Source organism: Bhargavaea beijingensis (assembly GCF_900101985.1).
GTDB lineage: Bacteria > Bacillota > Bacilli > Bacillales_A > Planococcaceae > Bhargavaea > Bhargavaea beijingensis.
The window spans coordinates 20,615-38,979 of sequence record NZ_FNAR01000010.1 but is presented as its reverse complement, the minus strand read 5'-3'; the positions used below and the strand labels follow the sequence as shown (position 1 = coordinate 38,979).

Below are 18,365 nucleotides of genomic sequence, written 5' to 3'. Positions count from 1 at the left end.
TAACATGGTTCCATTATAGACAAAAGGGATCCCTGATTTCAATGATACAGGTGGAGCGTATTGTGTAAAGTGGAGTGGGCATAGTTTGCGGGGTGAGTGTTTTATCTGGTGTGCGGGTTTCGTCATTCACGGGAAAAGTCTCGTCATTCATGGCTCCGGTTTCAGTATTCACGACCGCAATTTCGTCATTCGTCCCAAGCGGATGCCCCAATGACGAAATGATCTGCCGGAATGCGGAAACCGCCGGGATGAATGACGAATCCAAACAGGCGAATGACGAAACCGCAACAGCAAATGAAAAGCCCCGTCCCCCTTGACGACTCCGCAAACCCCAAACAAAAAACGCCCCATTAAGAGGCGTTTTTCATCGTATTGCAGATCAGGAACCGAGGAGAAGGTCTTCCGGATTCTCGATCATTTCCTTGACAGTCTTCAGGAAGCCGACGGAGTCTTTGCCGTCGATGACTCGGTGGTCATACGAAAGCGCAACAAACATCATCGGGCGGATTTCGACGTTGTCGCCGACTGCCACAGGGCGCTTCTGGATGGTGTGCATGCCGAGAATCCCGACCTGCGTGCCGTTCAGAATCGGTGTGGAGAAGAGCGACCCGAATACGCCGCCGTTTGTGATCGTGAACGAACCTCCGGAAAGGTCGGACAGTGCAAGCTTCTTGTCGCGGGCCTTTGTCGCGAGGTCGGCGATGTCTTTCTCGATCTCGGCAAAGTTCTTGCGGTCTGCGTCACGCACAACCGGTACGACAAGGCCTTCTTCCGTGGATACCGCAATCCCTACATCATAGTAGTTCTTGAGCAGGAGGTCATTGCCGTCAAGCTCGGAGTTCACGTAAGGGTACTGTTTAAGAGCCGCAACGACCGCTTTCGTGAAGAAGGACATGAAGCCGAGGCGTGCACCGAACTTCTTCTCGAACTCGTCTTTTTTGCGCTTGCGCAGTTCCATGACGTTTGTCATGTCGATTTCGTTGAAAGTAGTGAGCATCGCTGTGTTCTGGCGAACTTCCAGAAGACGCTTTGCGATGGTCTGGCGGCGGCGCGACATTTTCTCGCGTGTTACGCGGCCGGATTCTTCATCTGAGGAAACGGCCGGTGCCGCAGGTTTGGCAGCCTGTTGCTGTGGCGCTTGCTTAGGCGCAGCAGCTGCCGCTTCGACGTCCTGGACGCGTACACGGCCCATCGGATCAACCGGTGTGATGGAAGCGAGGTCGATGCCTTTTTCGCGGGCAAGCTTGCGCGCTGCGGGGCTGGCGATCGTACGGTCGCCGGCGCCGGCTTCTTCGCTTGCTTCCACGGAGGCAGCAGGTGCCGCCTGCTGCTCTTCTTTTTTCGCTTCAGGAGCAGGTGCCGCTTCCGCTGCAGGCTTTTCAGCCGGAGCTGCGGCTGCGCCGGAACCTTCGCCTACGATGGCAATAACCTGTCCGACTTCCACTGTGTCGCCTTCTTCTGCGAGCAGTTCCTGGACTACGCCCGCTTCTTCGGAGATGACTTCGACGTTGACTTTGTCAGTCTCGAGTTCGACGATGAATTCGCCTTTTTCTACTTGTTCGCCCGGCTGTTTCAGCCACTGGGCGACCGTTCCTTCCGTGATGGATTCTGCAAGTTCAGGCACTTTGATTTCTGCCAAGGTGGATTCCTCCTTATGATCATGCAAACCTTAGGATTTGCTCAGTGCTTCATTGATGATGCGGTCCTGTTCAATCTTGTGGGACTTTCCGTCGCCTTCCGACGGGCTCGAACGGCGGATCCGGCCGCAGTAGCGCACCGGCTTCTCCCCTGCAAGTTCCCGTACGAACGGTTCTGCAAACGACCACGAACCCATATTTTTCGGCTCTTCCTGTACCCAGACGAATTCCTTCACATTCGGGTAGCGCTCGATGATTTCTGCAATCCGCTCAGACGGGAACGGGTACAGCTGCTCGACGCGGATAATGTGAAGCCATTCGTAGCCTTCGCCTTCCTTGACCTGCTCGGCAAGGTCGATCGCCATCTTGCCGCTGGCAAAGGCGATGCGCTCAACCTTTTCAGGATCATTTCCGAGACCCGGCTGTTCGATGACTGTCTGGAACTTGCCGGACGTCAGGTCTTCTACATCAGCGCCGACCAGCGGGTGGCGGAGAAGAGACTTCGGTGACGTGATGACAAGCGGACGGATGATGTCTTCGCCTAGATGCTGCGCCTGGCGGCGAAGGATATGGAAGTAGTTCGCGGCACTCGACAGGTTTGCGACTGTCCAGTTGTTTTCCCCTGCAAGCTGGAGGAAACGCTCAAGGCGGGCACTGGAGTGCTCCGGCCCCTGTCCTTCATAACCGTGCGGAAGAAGCATGACAAGCCCGGACGTCTGCCCCCACTTCGAAGCGCTGGAAGAGATGAACTGGTCAAAGATCATCTGTGCCATGTTGGCAAAGTCGCCGTACTGGGCTTCCCAGAGGACGAGCGCATTCTTGTTCTCAAGCGTGTAACCGAACTCATATGCGACAATCGATGCTTCGCTCAGCGGGCTGTTGTAGACCGCGAACGAGGCGTTGGCGTCACTGATATGGTGGAGCGGCACAAGTTCCCTGCCGTCTTGTTCATCATGAAGAACAAGGTGGCGATGCGCAAACGTGCCGCGCTGGGAGTCCTGTCCTGTCAGGCGGATCGGATGTCCGTCCTGCAGAATCGAACCGAATGCCAGTGTCTCCGCATGCGCCCAATCAATCTTGCCCTTGCCGTTAAACGGCTCTTCACGGCGCTTCAGGATGCGGGAAAGCTTCTTGAAGACACGGAAGTCTTCAGGGTAGTTCAGAAGCTCTTCGTTCATCTTGCGGAGACGATCTTCGGACACACCTGTTTCCACGCCCGGATAGCCGGCCATGATGGTTTCAGGCGTGCTGTTGTCCGCCATCTCTTTTGCGGATGTCTCTTTTACCTTGTCGTAAGACTCCTGAAGCATGGCGAATGTTTCAGCGTCGAACTTCTCGACTTCTTCCGGCTTCACGATCCCCTTTTCAGTCAGCTCCTGGCCGTACAGTTCACGGACTGTCGGATGCTGGTGGACCTTGTGGTACATGACCGGATTCGTCACAAGCGGCTCATCCATTTCGTTGTGGCCGTAACGGCGATAGCCGACGAGGTCGAGCAGGATGTCCTTGCCGAACTTGTTGCGGTATTCGAACGCGAAGCGGGCGATGGCGATGACCATCTCGGGATCATCCGCGTTGACGTGGATGACCGGAACTTCGTACCCTTTGGCAGGATCCGAGGCATAGCGGGTCGAACGGGAATCATAGAATTCCGTCGTGAATCCGATCCTGTTGTTCGCGATCACATGGATGGAACCTCCGGTCTTGAATCCGCTTGTGCGGCTGTAGTTCATGGTTTCCATATTGATGCCCTGGCCTGCAAATGCTGCATCACCGTGCACAAGAATGGCAAAAGCGTCTTTTTCATTTTGTTCCGGAAGGCCCGGATGGCCAGTATCTTCCTGGGCAGCACGAGTCTGGCCGGTGACGACAGGGTTGACCACCTCAAGGTGCGACGGGTTGTAGGCCAATTTGACCTTCAGGCCGTCAGGAGCCGTGTAAGTGGCGCCCATATGGTATTTCACATCGCCGAACCAGCCATGTGTCAGTTCGAGGGAACCGTCTTCTGGAATGAACGGCTCTTCCTCGAGGCCCGCAAATTGGGCAAGCATGATCTCATATGGCTTGTTGAGCACGTGGGTCAGAACGTTAAGCCGGCCGCGGTGAGCCATGCCGATGAGAACTTCCTTCATCTTTTCCTCATGGGCACTGCGGACAAGCTCATCCATCAGGACCACAAGCGAATCGAGGCCTTCGATGGAGAAGCGTTTTGCTCCGACGAATGTGCGGTGGATGAATTTCTCGAAGCCTTCGATCTTCGTCAGGCGGTCGAGCAGTTCGCGGCGCTGGCTATCATCCAGCCCCGGCCGAACTTTGCCCGACTCGATGTAAGAACGCAGCCATTTGCGCTCTTCCGGGTTGATGACCTGTGTGAACTCATAAGCCGCCTTGCCTGTGTAGATGCGCGTCAGATGATTGATTGCATCAAGGCCGTTCGATACCCCTTCCGGAACCTGTTCATGGAAGAAAATCGAAGCCGGCATCGATACGAGGTCCGCTTCAGTAAGCCCGTAAGCGGACGGGACAATCCTGGAATTGTCCAGTTCGCGGTCCTTCAGCGGGAAAATGTTCGCCGCAAGATGGCCGTTTTGGCGGATGGAATCCGCCAGCTGTGCCGCTGCAACGATTTTGCCGAACTGTGCCGGGGAAGTGCCTGCAGGCGCTTCAGCTGTGCCGGTAACGGAATCCGACAATACCGGTGCACCGAAACTCCTGAAAAGTTCCGCTAATTCTGGGTCGACCTGGTCCGGATCGTTCTGGAACAGATCATACTGCTCCATCACATACCCCAGGTTCGGCCCGGAGAAGGAACCCCAAGGCGAACCGGGAGCAGCAAAATTGTTTGACATGTAGATACCCTCCACTTTTTACGCTGGCATCGTCTACCTCTATATTAAAGGTCCGCATCAATTTTAGCATGCCGTCTCTGACACTGAAAGCAAACGGCATCCAAAGAGACGCCTGCGTTTTTGTCCAACTCAATCTTACTACTGTACCGACAAAATACAATCTTTTTTTACTAAAAAACAAGGCATATCCGTTGTAAGCGGATACATGCCTCTAGATTACTGATGGACGTGTAATATTAAACATTTTCAACCGGAAACATCCAATTTATCTGGAGTGTGAAAGAATCAGAGAAGCCATTTCTCCGGGGGTTTTCGGCGGTTCTGCCTGCTCCATTTTCAGGATGATATTCTGCGCGCGGTCCTGCAGCGATCGGATGGCGTCAAGAAACGCTTGGCGCCCGACTTCCTCTTCCTGCAGCACAACGGCGAAACCGGCTTTCTCGAACAGCCCGGCATTCAGGATCTGGTCCCCTCTGCTCTTTTCTGCCGACAGAGGAATAAGGAGCATCGGAAGCCTGAGCGCCAGAAACTCAAAGATGGAGTTCGAACCCGCACGGGATACGACCAGATCGGCCGCTTTCAGCATATGGCTCAGCTCATCTGTGACATACTCAAATTGCGAATAACCTTCCATCTGATCCAAAGCCGTGTCCAGATGACCCCTGCCGCACAAGTGGATGATATCGGTCGTTTTCAGAAGTTCCGGCAAATTGGAGCGGACCGCCTCATTCAATACCGCGGATCCCTGGCTGCCGCCCATGACGAGAAGGACCGGCTTCCTGCCGGAGAAACCGGAGATCCGGAGTCCTTTATCCTTTGATCCCTCGAACAGCTCCTGGCGGATGACCGGGCCCGTACAGGTCGCTTCGGCTTTCCGGACGTGCGGAACCGTTTCTGGGAACACCGTGAACACATGATCCGCAAACGGCATTGCCAGCTTGTTTGCAAGGCCGGGCGTGACATCGGACTCATGGATGACCACAGGGATCCCCGCCATCCGGCCGGCGAGAATCACCGGTACGGAGACAAATCCTCCTTTGGAGAAAATCAGTGATGGCTTCAGTTTGCGGATGATCCGATATGCCTGGAGCACGCCCGCTCCCACCTTGAACGGGTCACTGAAGTTTTTCATCGAGAAATAGCGGCGGAGCTTCCCGCTCGAAATTTCATAATAGGGTACGGACGGATGGGATTCCGTGATCAGATTTTTTTCTATTCCTTCGCGGGACCCGATATAATGGACGTCGTAGCCCTGCTCAATCAGCGACGGGATAATCGCCTGGTTCAGTGAAACGTGTCCGGCCGTACCGCCGCCGGTGAGGATGATGTTCGGTCGTGTCATTGCTTTTCCCTCAATTCATTTACAGTGTTTCAAACATATGAACGCATTATCCATCGTACCACAGCTGAATGCAAGTATCCTACGGAATGGAGGCAAGACAGAATGAAAACGCGCAGGCCGCTCCGCCTGAAGGCCGGCACGATGGCGAAAGTCGTCGGTCCGATCCTTGTCACCCAGGTGGCGATGTACCTGATGGCTTTCTTTGACATTCTCATGACCGGCCGCTATGACTCCGAACACTTGGCCGGCGTGACGATCGGCTCTTCATTCTGGAATCCCGTTTATACGGGGCTCGCAGGAATCCTCCTGTCCGTGACTCCGATCGTCGCCCAGTCGATCGGGGCGGGCCGCAAGGAGGAAGCGCGCCCCACGGTACAGCAGGGGCTGTACATCAGCCTGGCTCTATCCGCGGCAGTGCTGATCCTGCTGCAGGCCGTCATCCGCTTCGGTCTCGGCCAGATGCCGATCGAAGAAGAAGTCCGCCACGTATCCGCCGGCTATCTGACGGCAATGAGTGCCGGGCTGGTCCCGCTGTTTGCCTATACGGTCATCCGTTCGTTTATCGATGCCCTCGGCGCCACGCGGGTCACCATGATCATCACCCTGCTCTCCGCACCGGTAAACATTCTTCTGAACTGGCTGTTCATCTTCGGCAAGGCGGGATTCCCGGAACTGGGCGGTGCGGGAGCCGGTGTCGCGTCTGCCATCACTTATTGGATCATCCTGGCGATAGCGGTATTTGTCACCCGCACCAAACGCCCGTTCCAGCCGTTTCAACTATACGGCAAATGGGAGCGTATCTCCATTCCGAGATGGAAGGAGATTGTGTTCCTGGGCGTTCCGATCGGCATTTCAATCTTCACGGAAACAAGCATCTTTGCGGTGGTCACCCTCTTTATGAGCGGGTACTCGACAGAAACCATTTCCGCCCACCAGATTGCACTCAACTTCACCTCACTCCTTTACATGATTCCGCTCAGCCTTTCAATGGGTGCGACGATCCTCGTCGGCCATGAAGCGGGAGCAGGCAGGTGGAAGGAAGCGAAAGAATACAGCTGGCTCGGTGTCGGAATGGCAATGTTGTTCAGCCTGGTCTCCATCTTTATTCTCGTTACATTCCGTGAAGGGATCGCCTCCCTGTACACAGAGGACAGAGCCATCGTCCGGCTTTCCGTCCAATTCTTTATCTTCGCGGCGTTTTTCCAGCTGTCGGACGCCGTACAGGCACCCGTACAGGGAGCGCTCCGGGGATATAAAGACGTGAATGTCACGTTCATCATGGCCATCATTTCATACTGGGTGATCGGCCTTCCGGTCGGCTACCTGATCGCCAACCATACCGGCTTCGGCCCATTCGGCTACTGGATTGGCCTCATCACCGGACTGACCGCAGGAGCGATTACGTTATCGGTCAGACTGTTGCTTATCCAGCGGAAAAAAGCAGCTGCCATGCTCCAACTATAGTTCCTGTCAAACAGCCCCGTGCCTCCATTAATATGGAAGCGCGGGGCTGTCTTTGTTGTTACTCCAGAATACCGGAACGTTCCATTGTAAGTTTAACGCTTGCATCGATTTCCATGTCGGCAAACGTATCGTTCCAATTCCCTTTTTTCCAAATATCCTCATGGAAGGCACGAACCCTGCGCCCGATGCCGATGGCGTCACTGCCGGCTTCCTGGAGCCTTCCGATCAGCCGGTCAATGTCTTCTTCGATGAGTTTTCCCAGCTGGTCCTCCAGCTCATTAAATTGCTTTTCCCCTTTATACACAGGCCCGTGTGCGAACTCTTCCGCCTCAACTACAATCTGCAGATCGATGCCCGCCTGTTCTCCATCTATGTTGATTTTCTGCTTGTTGTCCACCAGCTCCAGCAGGATCGGAACCTTTTCCCCATCCACATCGACCTCATAGCTCATTCGGAGAATGGATCCTTCTTCTCCTTTGAGCATGGTGAGAAGTCGTCCCTCATCGACAGTCAGCATCTCTCCGGTATATTCCATGCCCTTGAACAATCCGGTTCCGGCAAGTTCGGGCTTTCCGGATTCTTGGTTGATCCTGATAACCGGAAGCGAGAGATCCATCCCCTCGTCAAAAAGGATGGTGCAGACTTGCTGAAGATCATACATGGTAGATAATGAATACTGGTGGAACGTATTGATCATCTTGCTGTAACTTTCAGAGCTGTTAAGGAATTTGGAGTAGTCCCCTGAGATTGCGAAATAATCCTTAAGCTCCCCCTGGGTCAACATCACATGAGCGATCACCCGGTTCCTGGGTATTCGAAAGAAGTTGTCCAAAAAATCATAGACTCTGTACCTTGCCGCATCTTCGGTCAAGAAAAGGATTTGCATAAAGCTGAGGTCCAGCACCTCGCTGGAGCGTTCGTTCGCATCGTTCCGGGCTTCCCCGTATGTGCGTCCCTTCGCTTCGATAGTGGAAATTTCCAAACTGCTGTCAGTCACTGCCGGAAAGCCATAATTCACTGTTACTTCTTCGGAATCTCCTTCAATACCGACCATGGTCACCATCTGGGTGTCTTTGAAGATCAGCTCATCCCAGCAACCGGACAAAAGCAGGGCTGCCGGTAACAAGATGATAAGCAAGCGCTTCATGAAGATATCCCCTTTCCGGCATTTGTCCGTCCTTTAATCTTATTGAAAACAATGACTGCTGCTGGCAGGGCCACTCCAAATATACCGTGTATATAGGGGATCACCTTGGCGTTGAACTGAACGGCATTCTTATTCACCACAAAATAGGTGGCGATAATGAATAGGACTGTCATCCATACAGCAATTTTTTTGTAATACAAGATTCCCATCAGGCCCAGCAGCCGAATCACAGCAAAAGCATAGAGAGAGATGGTTACGATGGACCAGGCCAGCCAAATATAGATGAAGAACAAGTCAAGCCGCTCTACGAAGGTCACTTCCTGGGACCTCAGCAAATAGATGATGGGATCAGGGAACAGTTCAAATTCCTTGAGGGAAAAATAGGCGAGCGGAAAAATCAGCATATATAGGAAGAATGCAAACCATATCGCGAAATAAAGGAACAACCTTCGGAAACCGACCTTCTCCGGTTGCATCAGCCTAAAAAGCAAGTACAGTTCAATCCCGACAAACGGAAGCTGGGCTGGCTGGACCGCTTTTCGAAATTCTCCCAAAGACAACTGTCCGACCGGTAACAGATTAGTCCAGATCAGATCATTGACAGCCATGGAAACAAACAAGATGAAAATCACAATTAGCGGAATGAGGATGACGCCAAGGTTAACGGCAGTGGACGGTTTGCTGAGCACAACCGCAAGCATCACCGAGCCCATCAGAACGATAACCAATAAAACAGGCGTCTCCGGAAAAGCCCAGACATTTAAGGTGTAGACATTTTTCCCTGTAAAACTCACACAAATGAAAAACCAATAACCCGCATACATGATGCAAATCGGTTTTGACCATACAAAATACTGGAAAAACCGCTCGAAGAGCCATATATGGGGAAGGAAAAGCAATCCAAGGCAGAAAAAAACGAACCAAGACTCGGTGCCGGCTATCTGGATCAGCGGTGACTGAAATGAGATGAAGACGGTGCCGGTCTGGGCGATAAACAGCATGAGGAACATCTGCAGTTGTGTAATTCTTGTTCCCATTACTTGCGGTTCCCTTCACTCGTGAAGGTTTTCTGCTGCTTGTCCGGACGGAAGTAAGGCACCCGGAAAAAGACATCCTTGAACCGGCTCGGATCGAACGGAGTAATCGGAGACAGGTAAGGCTGGCCAAGTGAGGTAAGATTCAACAAGTGAATAAAGAGGAACAGCGTCCCGATGACCATCCCGAGAAAACCGAGCAGTGCCCCGAGGATCATGAAAGGAAACCGGATCAGCCTCACCGCCATATTCATCTCCACGGAAGGGATCACGTAACTGGCGATGGCTGTCATCGCAACCACGATGACCATCAGGCTGGATGCGAGGCCGGCACTGACGATGGCATCTCCAATAATGATTCCACCGACGATGCCGACGGTCTGGCCGATCCGCTGCGGCAACCGGATGCTCGCTTCCCTGATCAGTTCGATGAACAACTCCAGGACGATTGCTTCGAACAATGGCCGATAAGGGATGTCGTTGACCGCCAGCTTTACCGTTTTGGCAAGTTCAAGGGGCAGGATTTCCGAATGGAAGCTTAAAACAGAGATATAAAAGGCCGGAAGCAGAATCGCAGTGAAAAAAGCGACTACCCGGACCATCCGATAAAAGGAGCCGACGATGATCCGGCTGTTGTAGTCATCCGGAGATTCATAAAATGCATAAAAGTTTGCAGGCCCGATCAGCGTCGTTGGAGAACTCTCGATAAAAATGGCCACTTTCCCCTCAAGCAGATTATAGGTCACCCTATCCGGACGCTCGGTATTGATATAAAGCGGAAAAGGCGTATACACATTGTCCTCCACATAATCTTCAATCTGCCCGACACTGTAGAATTCGGTATACGGAATTTCTCTAATTCGTCTTTGGATTTCGGTCAGCACATCCGAATCTATGGCATCCGACAGATACAACAAATGAATATTGGCAAAGGTTTTTTCTTGATGGAAGCTTTCCATCACCAAATCTTTGCGTTGAAGCCGTTTTCTGACCATGCCGACATTTGCGGCGATATTTTCAATAAATCCTTCGTGTGGTCCCCTCACAACGGATTCGTTCTCCGGTTCTTCAGGAGATCGTTTCGGGGCATTATTGGCCTGAATGGCAAGCATCATGTTGGTATCCGGAAAAATGACGATCAGATTGCCCATACACACCTGGGCGGCCAGCTTTTCCTGGTTAAAGGCTTCAGCGGAAGAGGTGGCTGAATTGCCCCATTGGTCACTTCCGGATACCGCCCTTTTTTCAAGCAACTCAAGATGCTTGTCTGCCATTTCGGTATTAATGAGTGTCGAATAGTAACAGAGAAAAGCAGAAACACCCGCGACCTCGCATTCCTTCACTTCAAGGTCTACTGAGTTATTGAAAAAGCTATGGATGGATTGCACATACTCGGCATTCAAATGAATCACCTCTTCCGCAAGTATCCGCTTCCTTCATCAGATTTATTCTCTCTTCTGCATGACGGACGAGATGCTCACCCGCACTTGAAAAAAGACCACAGAAAAAAGCCATCACTCATTAAACATCTTGAGTGATGGCTCGTTTTTCTGCTTGATTATTTCTGGATAAACTGCTGAGTCCAGTAGTGGCCGTTCGAATCATAGCCGATGCCGATGTGCGTGAACTCAGGTGTAAGGATGTTCTGGCGGTGGCCAGGCGATTCCATCCAAGCTTTCACGACTTCTTCAGGCGATCGTTGGCCCATCGCGATGTTTTCGGCAGCTTTCTTGTAGCTGATGCCGGCTGCCTTCATCTGGTCAAACGGGGAGCCAAGAACCGGGCTATTGTGTGAGAAGTAATTATTCTTGCGCATATCCGCGGACTTCGCCCTTGCCGCCTCCATCAGTTTCGAATCTGCCGCCAGCGGCTTGAGACCGGCTTTGGCGCGTTCAGCATTGGTGAGATCGAGGACTTTCTGTTCAACTGCGCTCAGGCCGGCAGTCTGCTGAGGCGCTTGTTCGTTCGGTTCAGCAGAAGGCTTGGACGGTTGCTGAGGAGTCGGGGCAGGAGCTGGAGCCGCAGGCTTTTCAGCTTCGGGCTTCTGTTCTTCCGGTTTTTCAGGTTCAGGGGTCTCTTCTTTAGGCTTTTCCGGTGCTGGAGCCGGTTTCTCTTCTTTCGGTTGCTCTGGGGCCGGTGCTGGTTCAGGTTTTGGCTGTTCCTGCTTGTCCCCGGTTTCTGGAGCTTCAGGTTCCTCCGGTTTTACAGATTCCGGCTTTTCCTGTCCGGCAGCCGGTTCAGGTAGTTTGAACCCATATTCTTTCAGGACTTTCTGGATCAGGCTATGGATGTCCAGCTTGGACAAGTCTTCGCCGTTATAACGGATGACTTCTCCGGCTACATATGTATGCAGAGAAACACCCTCCACGTTGATCTTCTGGGATGGTTCGTTTTCTGTTGCCTGCTGTGCGTGCGCAGCGATGCCCGGCGTCAGAAGCGCCGCGCTCATAGCGAGAACGGAAATCGTTTTTTTCATTCTCAATTCCTCCCTTCGGCAACCATCGTACACGAAGGGTGGAATGCATATCGTTCCAGCACTTTCCTCCAGGACCAGCCATCCCCCCGCCTATGAAAATAGGCGTCCCTGCGGATGGTTCATAGGAAATTTCCGGCAGGACGCCCGACTATTTCATTTTAAGAGCGGTTGACATCATGTTGTCAGAGACCGATAGAAGCGGATGAGCAGATCCTGATCTTCCTTGCCGAGAGAGGAAGATCGGATGCGTTCTGTGATCTCTGCCAACTTATCTTCGTGTTTTTTTCTCAACCTGGGATGGGTCAGCCTGTCAGCCAGTTCATCTTCGGCCAGGGAGCGTATCTCCTGGAAGGAGGATGCTTCCCGGGCGGCCGCCCTTCCCCGCCAAAGCTTCCTGTACGCCGAGACCAGGCGCTCCTGGTCATTCATCGCCTGGCACCCGGCACATGGATTCCGGAGAGCCCCTCACCGATCAGGACGAGGTTTGCCGGCATGTTCATGTATTCCGGAATCCATTGGACCATCCCGTATGCGTATTGGAACAGGGACGGATATTTGCTTCCCTTCAGCGGCACATAGCCCTTCATCCGGTAGACCGTCCCCGGCAATGAGCGGATCCAATCCTCGAATGCATCCCGGTCTACCGGCTCAGTGAATGTCACAAGTTGCGTGCCGATCGGAAGGTGGCTGCCGATGCCTGCTTGCCGCACGGGAGTTGTGGAAGGTTGCTGCTCCATGCCGCGGAGGGCGGCCAGGGGGATCTTGCTGTCCACCGTTTCAACAATCTGCGCAACAGGGTTCAGCGATTGGATGCCCATGACGGCCTCACTTTTCTCGGAATCCGTCAGCAGATCGCTTTTGTTCAGCAAAATGAATCCCGCATGGCGGATCTGTTCAAGAAACAGCATCCGGACCTGGGGCGACATGCCATCTGCCGACAGGTAACGCCTTCCGTCCGCCACAGTGACAATCCCCTTTACGGCGAGTTGGTCTCCAAACAAAGGGGAATGCACGGCATCCAGCACTTCGACAGGATGGGCTGCCCCGGTCGTCTCGATGAAAATAATATCGACGTTCTCGTGGAGCAGGGACTGCATCTGTGATTCGGTCTTTTCCGCGCCTGTGCAACAGATGCACCCGTTCAGGATTTCCTTCAGCGGCACGTCATCCTCAACCGCATCCGAATCAAAGGCCAGTTCACCGAGTTCATTCATGATCACTCCCGGCTTCAGTCCCATTTCTTTTGCCTGTCGGATCAGGCCTGCCAGCAACGAGGTTTTCCCGCTCCCGAGAAATCCGCTCAGGATATAAACTTCGGTCATCTTCAGTCATCCTTTCAATGAAACAGGCGGAATCCTGTTTGGACTCCGCCCGCTTCTATTTCTTTAATTGGTCATGCAGAATGTCAGTCGCTTTTTTCAACATCGGATCATCGGCCTCAATCTTTTTGCGCAGCTTATCCATCAGGGCGTAAGTCGTATCCCCTTCAAGAACACCAGTTGCCTCGAGGCCGGCTTCAGACTGGAGATTTCGGACCGCTTGTGCCGTCGACTCGTCAAAGACGCCGTCCGCTTCCCCAGGGTCATGGCCCACCGCGTCGAGCATCTGCTCGGCGGAGAGGATCGTCATCGATGTGTCACCGTCCTTCATCGCTTTTTCCGGATCGATATACGGAAGTTTCACGTATTCCGGATAGGCGACAGGGTCGGTCGGCTTGATGCCTTTCTCATGGATCCAGTTGCCGTCAGGCGTCAGCCACTTGGCAGTTGTCAGCTTCAGGTTCGAGCCATCCTTGAAATCCTGAGGGGACTGGACGGTGCCTTTGCCGAATGTTTTCTCGCCAACGCTCCGGATGCCCGAAGACTCCATCAGGGCGCCCGCCAAGATTTCGGATGCGGAGGCACTGCCCCCGTCAATCAGCAGGACGACCGGCATCTTCACCTTGGTACCGCCGGTGGCATAGGTGATCTGGGGTTTACTGCCCTTTTCTTCGATCTGGAACAGGCCCTTCCCCTCTTCTACAAAGAGATTCGAAATCTCGATTGCCGTACTGAGAAGGCCGCCGGGATTCTGGCGGACGTCAATCGCCATCGCCTTCATGCCTTTTTTCTCCATGTCTTCGATCGCTTCAAGCAGCTCATCGAATGTTTGTTCCGAAAAGCTGGTGATCTGGATATGGGCAACTTTGTCATCTGCCATCTCGGCATAAACCGTCTCAATCGGAATGACGTCCCGTTTGATTGTGACATCAATCGGTTCTTCAAGGCCCGCCCGCTCGATCTCAAGGGTGACTTCAGTGCCTTTCTCGCCCCGGATCAGCGTCACCGCCTCCGTCGAGGACTTGCCTTGGAGGCTCTCGCCGTCCACGGAAAGAATCACATCATCCGGTTGGAGATGCGCTTTTTCGGCAGGAGAATTCTTGATCGGCGAGACGATCATGATTTTCCCGTTGCGCTCCTGGATTTCCGCACCTATGCCCTCGAAACTCGAGGAGATGCTTTCATTCAGATGCTGGGCTTCCGTCTGATCCAGGTAATCGGAATAAGGATCCCCAAGGGCATCGATCATTCCGTTGATCGCCCCGTTCACGAGCTCTTCGTCATTTACATCTTCAAAGTACTGCTTTTTCACCGCATCATAGGCATTATAGAGCTTATCGAACTCGCCGCGATCGCTCTTCGGCGAAACGACCTCGACCACTTTGTCCTCACCGACGGTCAGCGCGAAAAATGTCACGCCTGCGGTCAGGAGGACGAGGCCGAACATGAGCATCAGAAGGAAAAACGGCTTGATGCGCAAATAACGCCCTGCAGGTGTCTGATGCCTTTCCTCCGGACTGTTGCCGTTCCGGCCATGATTGTTTTCATCCATGCTGTTTCACCACTTTCAACCGAAGGCCCGCACTTCGTGTACGGGCCGATATGCGGAAAAGACCGCCACCTTCCGATGGCAGTCAATCCGGGTCATTCCTGGATGGCCGCATCGAGGGCGACTTCGATCATCTCGTTGAATGTCGTTTGCCGCTCCTCTGAAGATGTTGCTTCGCCCGTAAGGATGTGATCGCTGACGGTCAGGACGGCAAGTGCCTGCCGGCCGAATTTTGCAGCGAGCGTGTAGAGGGCAGCCGTTTCCATTTCCACGGCAAGCACGCCGTAACTTGCCCACTTTTCGTGCTCCGCATCTTCGCTGTAGAAAAGGTCCTCCGTAAATACATTGCCGACTTTGAGGTGAAGTCCTTTTTCGATTCCTGCCTCGTATGCTTTCAGGAGCAAGTCGAAATCGGCTGTCGGAGCGTAGTCGATGCCTTTGAAGATGATTTCGTTCATCTTCGAGTTTGTCGAAGCGCTCTGCGCAAGAATAACGTCACGGACCTTGACGTCTTTCTGGATCGCACCGCAAGTACCGACCCGGATCAGCTTCTGTACGTCATATTCTTGCATCAGCTCCGTGATGTAGATGGAGATGGACGGAACCCCCATGCCTGTCCCCTGCACGGAGATCCGCTTTCCTTTGTATGTGCCCGTGTAGCCGAACATATTGCGGACTTCGTTGTACTGGACGACATCTTCGAGGAACGTTTCCGCGATGTACTTTGCCCGGAGCGGATCGCCCGGCAACAGGATCGTATCGGCGATATCGCCTTTTTTTGCATTGATGTGTACACTCATTTGGTCAAACCCCGCTTTCACAAATTCTTTTCCATCATATCGTGTTTTTGGAACGCCCGCAATCACAACACAGGCGTCCGCCATAAACGGACGCCTGGTTTCAGTCGCTTTCCCGGTATTCTTCCCATAGCTCGTCGAAAACACGCGAAAGCATGTCGGGGTCCGCCCGCTCCTCCAGGTAACGCGACAACACATCAAAACCGGTTTCCGTCTTCGGAAACTCATGGTCGAGAAAAGCCGCTTCCGCAAACACGGCTCTCGGGTCTTCTTTCGGCCCTCCCCGGTGGGTCAACAAGAATTGATAAAAGGTTCGCCTCACCGGAACACCGCCTTTCCGAATGGTTTCAGAAACTGCCGGGATGCTTACTCACCGAACAGCTTCAGATAATTGCCGTATCCTTCCTCTTCCAGCCTGTCCTTCGGTACGAAACGCAGTGCTGCGGAATTGATGCAGTAGCGCAGTCCGCCCGCTTCGTCCGGTCCATCCGGAAAGACATGGCCGAGGTGGGAATCCGCAGTTTTGCTGCGGACTTCCGTGCGGCGCATCCCGTAGCTGGTATCAAAGTGCTCTGTGACTTCAGAGTCCTCGATCGGCTTCGTAAAACTTGGCCAGCCACATCCGGCGTCATACTTGTCTTTGGATGAGAACAAGGGTTTGCCCGAGACGATGTCGACATAGATTCCTTCATCGAAATGCGCATCGTATTCGTTCTGGAACGGCGGCTCCGTGCCGTTTTCCTGGGTGACTTTAAACTGCATCGGTGTCAGTTTCTGCTTCAGGTCTTCTTTGTTCAAGATGTCACTCCTCCCACACGGTTTCCTGGAACGCTTTTCTGCCCGATCCCGCAAAATAGCGGTTGTAATGGGCCGGGTTCTTCAGATAGTAATCCTGATGTTCTTCTTCAGCCGGATAAAATGCTTTGGCCGGCAGGATCTGTACGGCGATCGGCCCGTCAAATTGGCCTGAGGCCTCCAGATCTTCTTTGGAGCGCTCGGCGGCTGACCGCTGTTCTTCGTTGTGATAGAAGATCGCGGTTCTGTAGGAATCCCCGCGGTCGAAAAATTGGCCGCCAGGATCGGTCGGGTCGATCTGCCTCCAGAAAATCTCGAGCAGCTCAGCATACGATATGATGTCCGGATCAAACGTGATGTCGACCGCCTCGTAATGGCCGGTCGTCTCCGAGCACACCTGACGGTAAGTCGGATTTGGCACATGCCCGCCGGTATAGCCGGACACGACCGCTTCCACACCGTCATATTTGTGGAACGGCTTCACCATGCACCAGAAGCAGCCCCCTGCAAATGTCGCTTTTTCGGTTGCCATCGCACGCCTCCTATTTCCGCGGAATGAGAATCTCAAGCTCAATCTCATCCTGCGGAAGATTGATTTCTTTTGCCCTTACCTGGATGCCCCCGGATACAGGCAGCCTGGACAGGTCGATAAACAGTTCCTCTTCCTTGGGACGCACAATCATCCAGCCGGGCAGTCCGACCGTGTCCCCAAGAAGCTTCAGGATCGTCGAAGGCGGAATCGTCAAGTTCCCGACTTCCACCGATTTCTGCTTGAGAGACAGGTTTCCGTCATCAAGCACTACAGGATCGAAGTGCATCATGACCGGCAACTGCACTGCGAAAACCGTCAGCTCCGACACCAGAAGCACATCATCTTCGAACTCCAGCGTAACGGGAATCCGGTCATTGTTGATGGCCTGCCTGATATACGTATTGGCGATGCCCTCCAGGTCCTCCCGGGTCGCCGTCACGGTCAGCCTGTCCACCTTTTCCCCGGCCGGAGCAGCTTCGGGAAGCGGAGTTCCTTCGACCGGCCGGCTGATCCAGAAAATAACCGCAAGGACGCCGGTTACAATTAGCGCAGCCAAAAGAAAAAACGCGATTTTCCATTTGTTCACCCGGCATCCCCCTTTCAAAACTCCAATTCCCCGCCGGACAGCCTGTTCAAACCGCACTGGGACAGAGATTCGATAATCCGGTCCGTCATGCGGCTGTAACCTTTGCTGTTCGGATGGAAAAAGTCAGTATGGTAAACCAGATCCCGGTTGGAGACGAACAAGTCGTCCACCGAGACAAAACACGCCCTGCCGTCCGCCACTGCCGCATCTTCGAGGACGCTGTTCCATTCGGAGAGGATCCGGTCGAAATCGCTTTTTTCTTCAGTCACGACCGTCAGTGGGTTATAAAGCCCCAGGATGATGAGTACGGCATCCGGATTGGCTCTGCGGATCTGAAAAAGCGAAGTCGACAGCCGATCCATGAACGGCCCCAGCTTTCCTTCAAAGGCTTTCGCGTCGAGGTTGAACAAATCCTTTTTGATGACCTTCATCAGGTCGTTCCCGCCGATGGTCAGTGTCAGGATATCTGCTTCCGCAATGGCTTCCCTGACCCTGGGGTCGGAAAGCTGTTCTTCAAGCTGATCGCTTCTGCGTCCCCGTTTGGCCAAATTCCGGACTTCCACATTTTTGACGCCTTTCCACTCCTCCATCCTAACCGCAAGGCGCCCGACGTATCCTTCCCGTTTTCTTTCATCGCCGACTCCCTGGGTGAGGGAGTCGCCGAGCCCCACCAGCACAACAGTCCTTGGTGCAAACGTCGGCGGCACGACGTATTGATCAAAGCCGCTTTCGCCAATCACTCCGAATTCGCCCGGATCGCCCCCCGGAATGCAGCCGGACAGGAAAAGGACTGCTGTCAGCATCCAAATCCATTTTTTCATCTCTTTATTCCCCTTTT

17 protein-coding genes are annotated in these 18,365 nt (G+C 53.4%); 1 reads left to right on the top strand and 16 read right to left on the bottom strand.

Annotation, left to right across the window (positions count from 1 at the left end):
* Positions 1-379: 379 nt before the first annotated feature.
* The 3 genes from odhB to BLT01_RS08875 all read right to left on the bottom strand — a co-directional run bounded on the left by odhB (position 380) and on the right by BLT01_RS08875 (position 5,828).
* On the bottom strand, positions 380-1,639 hold the full coding sequence (gene odhB, locus BLT01_RS08885) for a 2-oxoglutarate dehydrogenase complex dihydrolipoyllysine-residue succinyltransferase (protein ID WP_092097291.1): 1,260 nt from the start codon (positions 1,637-1,639) through the stop codon (positions 380-382).
* A gap of 30 nt (positions 1,640-1,669) precedes the next feature.
* Positions 1,670-4,486: a 2-oxoglutarate dehydrogenase E1 component gene (locus BLT01_RS08880; RefSeq protein WP_092097288.1), complete on the bottom strand. Its 2,817-nt coding sequence runs from the start codon at positions 4,484-4,486 to the stop codon at positions 1,670-1,672.
* Between the two features lie 265 nt (positions 4,487-4,751).
* A complete protein-coding gene (locus BLT01_RS08875) occupies positions 4,752-5,828 on the bottom strand; it encodes an undecaprenyldiphospho-muramoylpentapeptide beta-N-acetylglucosaminyltransferase (RefSeq protein ID WP_092097285.1) in 1,077 nt (358 codons plus the stop codon).
* 102 nt (positions 5,829-5,930) lie between these two features.
* Here BLT01_RS08875 and BLT01_RS08870 point away from each other — a divergent pair, with 102 nt between their 5' ends.
* Complete coding sequence (locus BLT01_RS08870) at positions 5,931-7,292, top strand: MATE family efflux transporter (protein WP_092097283.1); 1,362 nt, start codon at positions 5,931-5,933, stop codon at positions 7,290-7,292.
* A gap of 58 nt (positions 7,293-7,350) precedes the next feature.
* Here the strand turns inward: BLT01_RS08870 and BLT01_RS08865 are convergent, their stop codons facing one another.
* The 13 genes from BLT01_RS08865 to BLT01_RS08805 all read right to left on the bottom strand — a co-directional run bounded on the left by BLT01_RS08865 (position 7,351) and on the right by BLT01_RS08805 (position 18,348).
* A complete protein-coding gene (locus tag BLT01_RS08865) occupies positions 7,351-8,439 on the bottom strand; it encodes a Ger(x)C family spore germination protein (protein ID WP_092097281.1) in 1,089 nt (362 codons plus the stop codon).
* Positions 8,436-9,476: a GerAB/ArcD/ProY family transporter gene (locus BLT01_RS08860; protein ID WP_092097277.1), complete on the bottom strand. Its 1,041-nt coding sequence runs from the start codon at positions 9,474-9,476 to the stop codon at positions 8,436-8,438. Before BLT01_RS08860 ends, BLT01_RS08865 begins: the two co-directional genes overlap by 4 nt.
* Complete coding sequence (locus BLT01_RS08855) at positions 9,476-10,876, bottom strand: spore germination protein (protein ID WP_245696904.1); 1,401 nt, start codon at positions 10,874-10,876, stop codon at positions 9,476-9,478. Before BLT01_RS08855 ends, BLT01_RS08860 begins: the two co-directional genes overlap by 1 nt.
* 155 nt (positions 10,877-11,031) lie before the next feature.
* A complete protein-coding gene (locus tag BLT01_RS15505; RefSeq protein WP_407639306.1) occupies positions 11,032-11,955 on the bottom strand; it encodes a CAP domain-containing protein in 924 nt (307 codons plus the stop codon).
* 168 nt (positions 11,956-12,123) lie between these two features.
* Complete coding sequence (locus BLT01_RS08845) at positions 12,124-12,378, bottom strand: hypothetical protein (protein ID WP_092097274.1); 255 nt, start codon at positions 12,376-12,378, stop codon at positions 12,124-12,126.
* Entirely contained in the window at positions 12,375-13,271 is an 897-nt protein-coding gene (locus BLT01_RS08840; RefSeq protein ID WP_092097271.1) for a CobW family GTP-binding protein, read from the bottom strand. Before BLT01_RS08840 ends, BLT01_RS08845 begins: the two co-directional genes overlap by 4 nt.
* A gap of 55 nt (positions 13,272-13,326) precedes the next feature.
* Positions 13,327-14,820 carry a lmo1851 family serine protease gene (locus BLT01_RS08835; RefSeq protein WP_092097269.1) on the bottom strand — a complete coding sequence of 498 codons (1,494 nt, stop codon included), beginning with the start codon at positions 14,818-14,820 and terminating at the stop codon, positions 13,327-13,329.
* A gap of 92 nt (positions 14,821-14,912) precedes the next feature.
* Positions 14,913-15,617 (bottom strand): purine-nucleoside phosphorylase, encoded by a 705-nt coding sequence (gene deoD, locus BLT01_RS08830; RefSeq protein ID WP_092097384.1) that lies wholly within the window; start codon positions 15,615-15,617, stop codon positions 14,913-14,915.
* 100 nt (positions 15,618-15,717) lie between these two features.
* On the bottom strand, positions 15,718-15,936 hold the full coding sequence (locus BLT01_RS08825) for a YozE family protein (protein WP_092097266.1): 219 nt from the start codon (positions 15,934-15,936) through the stop codon (positions 15,718-15,720).
* A 44-nt stretch (positions 15,937-15,980) separates the two neighbouring features.
* Entirely contained in the window at positions 15,981-16,376 is a 396-nt protein-coding gene (gene msrB, locus BLT01_RS08820; protein WP_376739643.1) for a peptide-methionine (R)-S-oxide reductase MsrB, read from the bottom strand.
* A 40-nt stretch (positions 16,377-16,416) separates the two neighbouring features.
* Entirely contained in the window at positions 16,417-16,941 is a 525-nt protein-coding gene (msrA, locus tag BLT01_RS08815) for a peptide-methionine (S)-S-oxide reductase MsrA (protein ID WP_092097261.1), read from the bottom strand.
* 10 nt (positions 16,942-16,951) lie between these two features.
* The gene (locus tag BLT01_RS08810; RefSeq protein WP_092097258.1) at positions 16,952-17,527 is read right to left on the bottom strand and encodes a YpmS family protein; all 576 of its coding nucleotides are present in this window, start codon (positions 17,525-17,527) and stop codon (positions 16,952-16,954) included.
* A 14-nt stretch (positions 17,528-17,541) separates the two neighbouring features.
* On the bottom strand, positions 17,542-18,348 hold the full coding sequence (locus BLT01_RS08805) for an SGNH/GDSL hydrolase family protein (protein WP_245696903.1): 807 nt from the start codon (positions 18,346-18,348) through the stop codon (positions 17,542-17,544).
* Between the last annotated feature and the right edge of the window lie 17 nt (positions 18,349-18,365).

Excerpts from the sequence above, each read along its gene's own strand:
- BLT01_RS08880 (WP_092097288.1), bottom strand. The coding sequence starts at position 4,486 with ATGTCAAACAATTTTGCTGCTCCCGGTTCGCCTTGGGGTTCCTTCTCC.
- BLT01_RS08875 (WP_092097285.1), bottom strand. The coding sequence starts at position 5,828 with ATGACACGACCGAACATCATCCTCACCGGCGGCGGTACGGCCGGACAC.
- BLT01_RS08870 (WP_092097283.1), top strand. The coding sequence starts at position 5,931 with ATGAAAACGCGCAGGCCGCTCCGCCTGAAGGCCGGCACGATGGCGAAA.
- BLT01_RS08865 (WP_092097281.1), bottom strand. The coding sequence starts at position 8,439 with ATGAAGCGCTTGCTTATCATCTTGTTACCGGCAGCCCTGCTTTTGTCC.
- BLT01_RS08860 (WP_092097277.1), bottom strand. The coding sequence starts at position 9,476 with ATGGGAACAAGAATTACACAACTGCAGATGTTCCTCATGCTGTTTATC.
- BLT01_RS08845 (WP_092097274.1), bottom strand. The coding sequence starts at position 12,378 with ATGAATGACCAGGAGCGCCTGGTCTCGGCGTACAGGAAGCTTTGGCGG.
- BLT01_RS08840 (WP_092097271.1), bottom strand. The coding sequence starts at position 13,271 with ATGACCGAAGTTTATATCCTGAGCGGATTTCTCGGGAGCGGGAAAACC.
- BLT01_RS08835 (WP_092097269.1), bottom strand. The coding sequence starts at position 14,820 with ATGGATGAAAACAATCATGGCCGGAACGGCAACAGTCCGGAGGAAAGG.
- deoD (WP_092097384.1), bottom strand. The coding sequence starts at position 15,617 with ATGAGTGTACACATCAATGCAAAAAAAGGCGATATCGCCGATACGATC.
- msrB (WP_376739643.1), bottom strand. The coding sequence starts at position 16,376 with ATGCAGTTTAAAGTCACCCAGGAAAACGGCACGGAGCCGCCGTTCCAG.
- msrA (WP_092097261.1), bottom strand. The coding sequence starts at position 16,941 with ATGGCAACCGAAAAAGCGACATTTGCAGGGGGCTGCTTCTGGTGCATG.
- BLT01_RS08805 (WP_245696903.1), bottom strand. The coding sequence starts at position 18,348 with ATGAAAAAATGGATTTGGATGCTGACAGCAGTCCTTTTCCTGTCCGGC.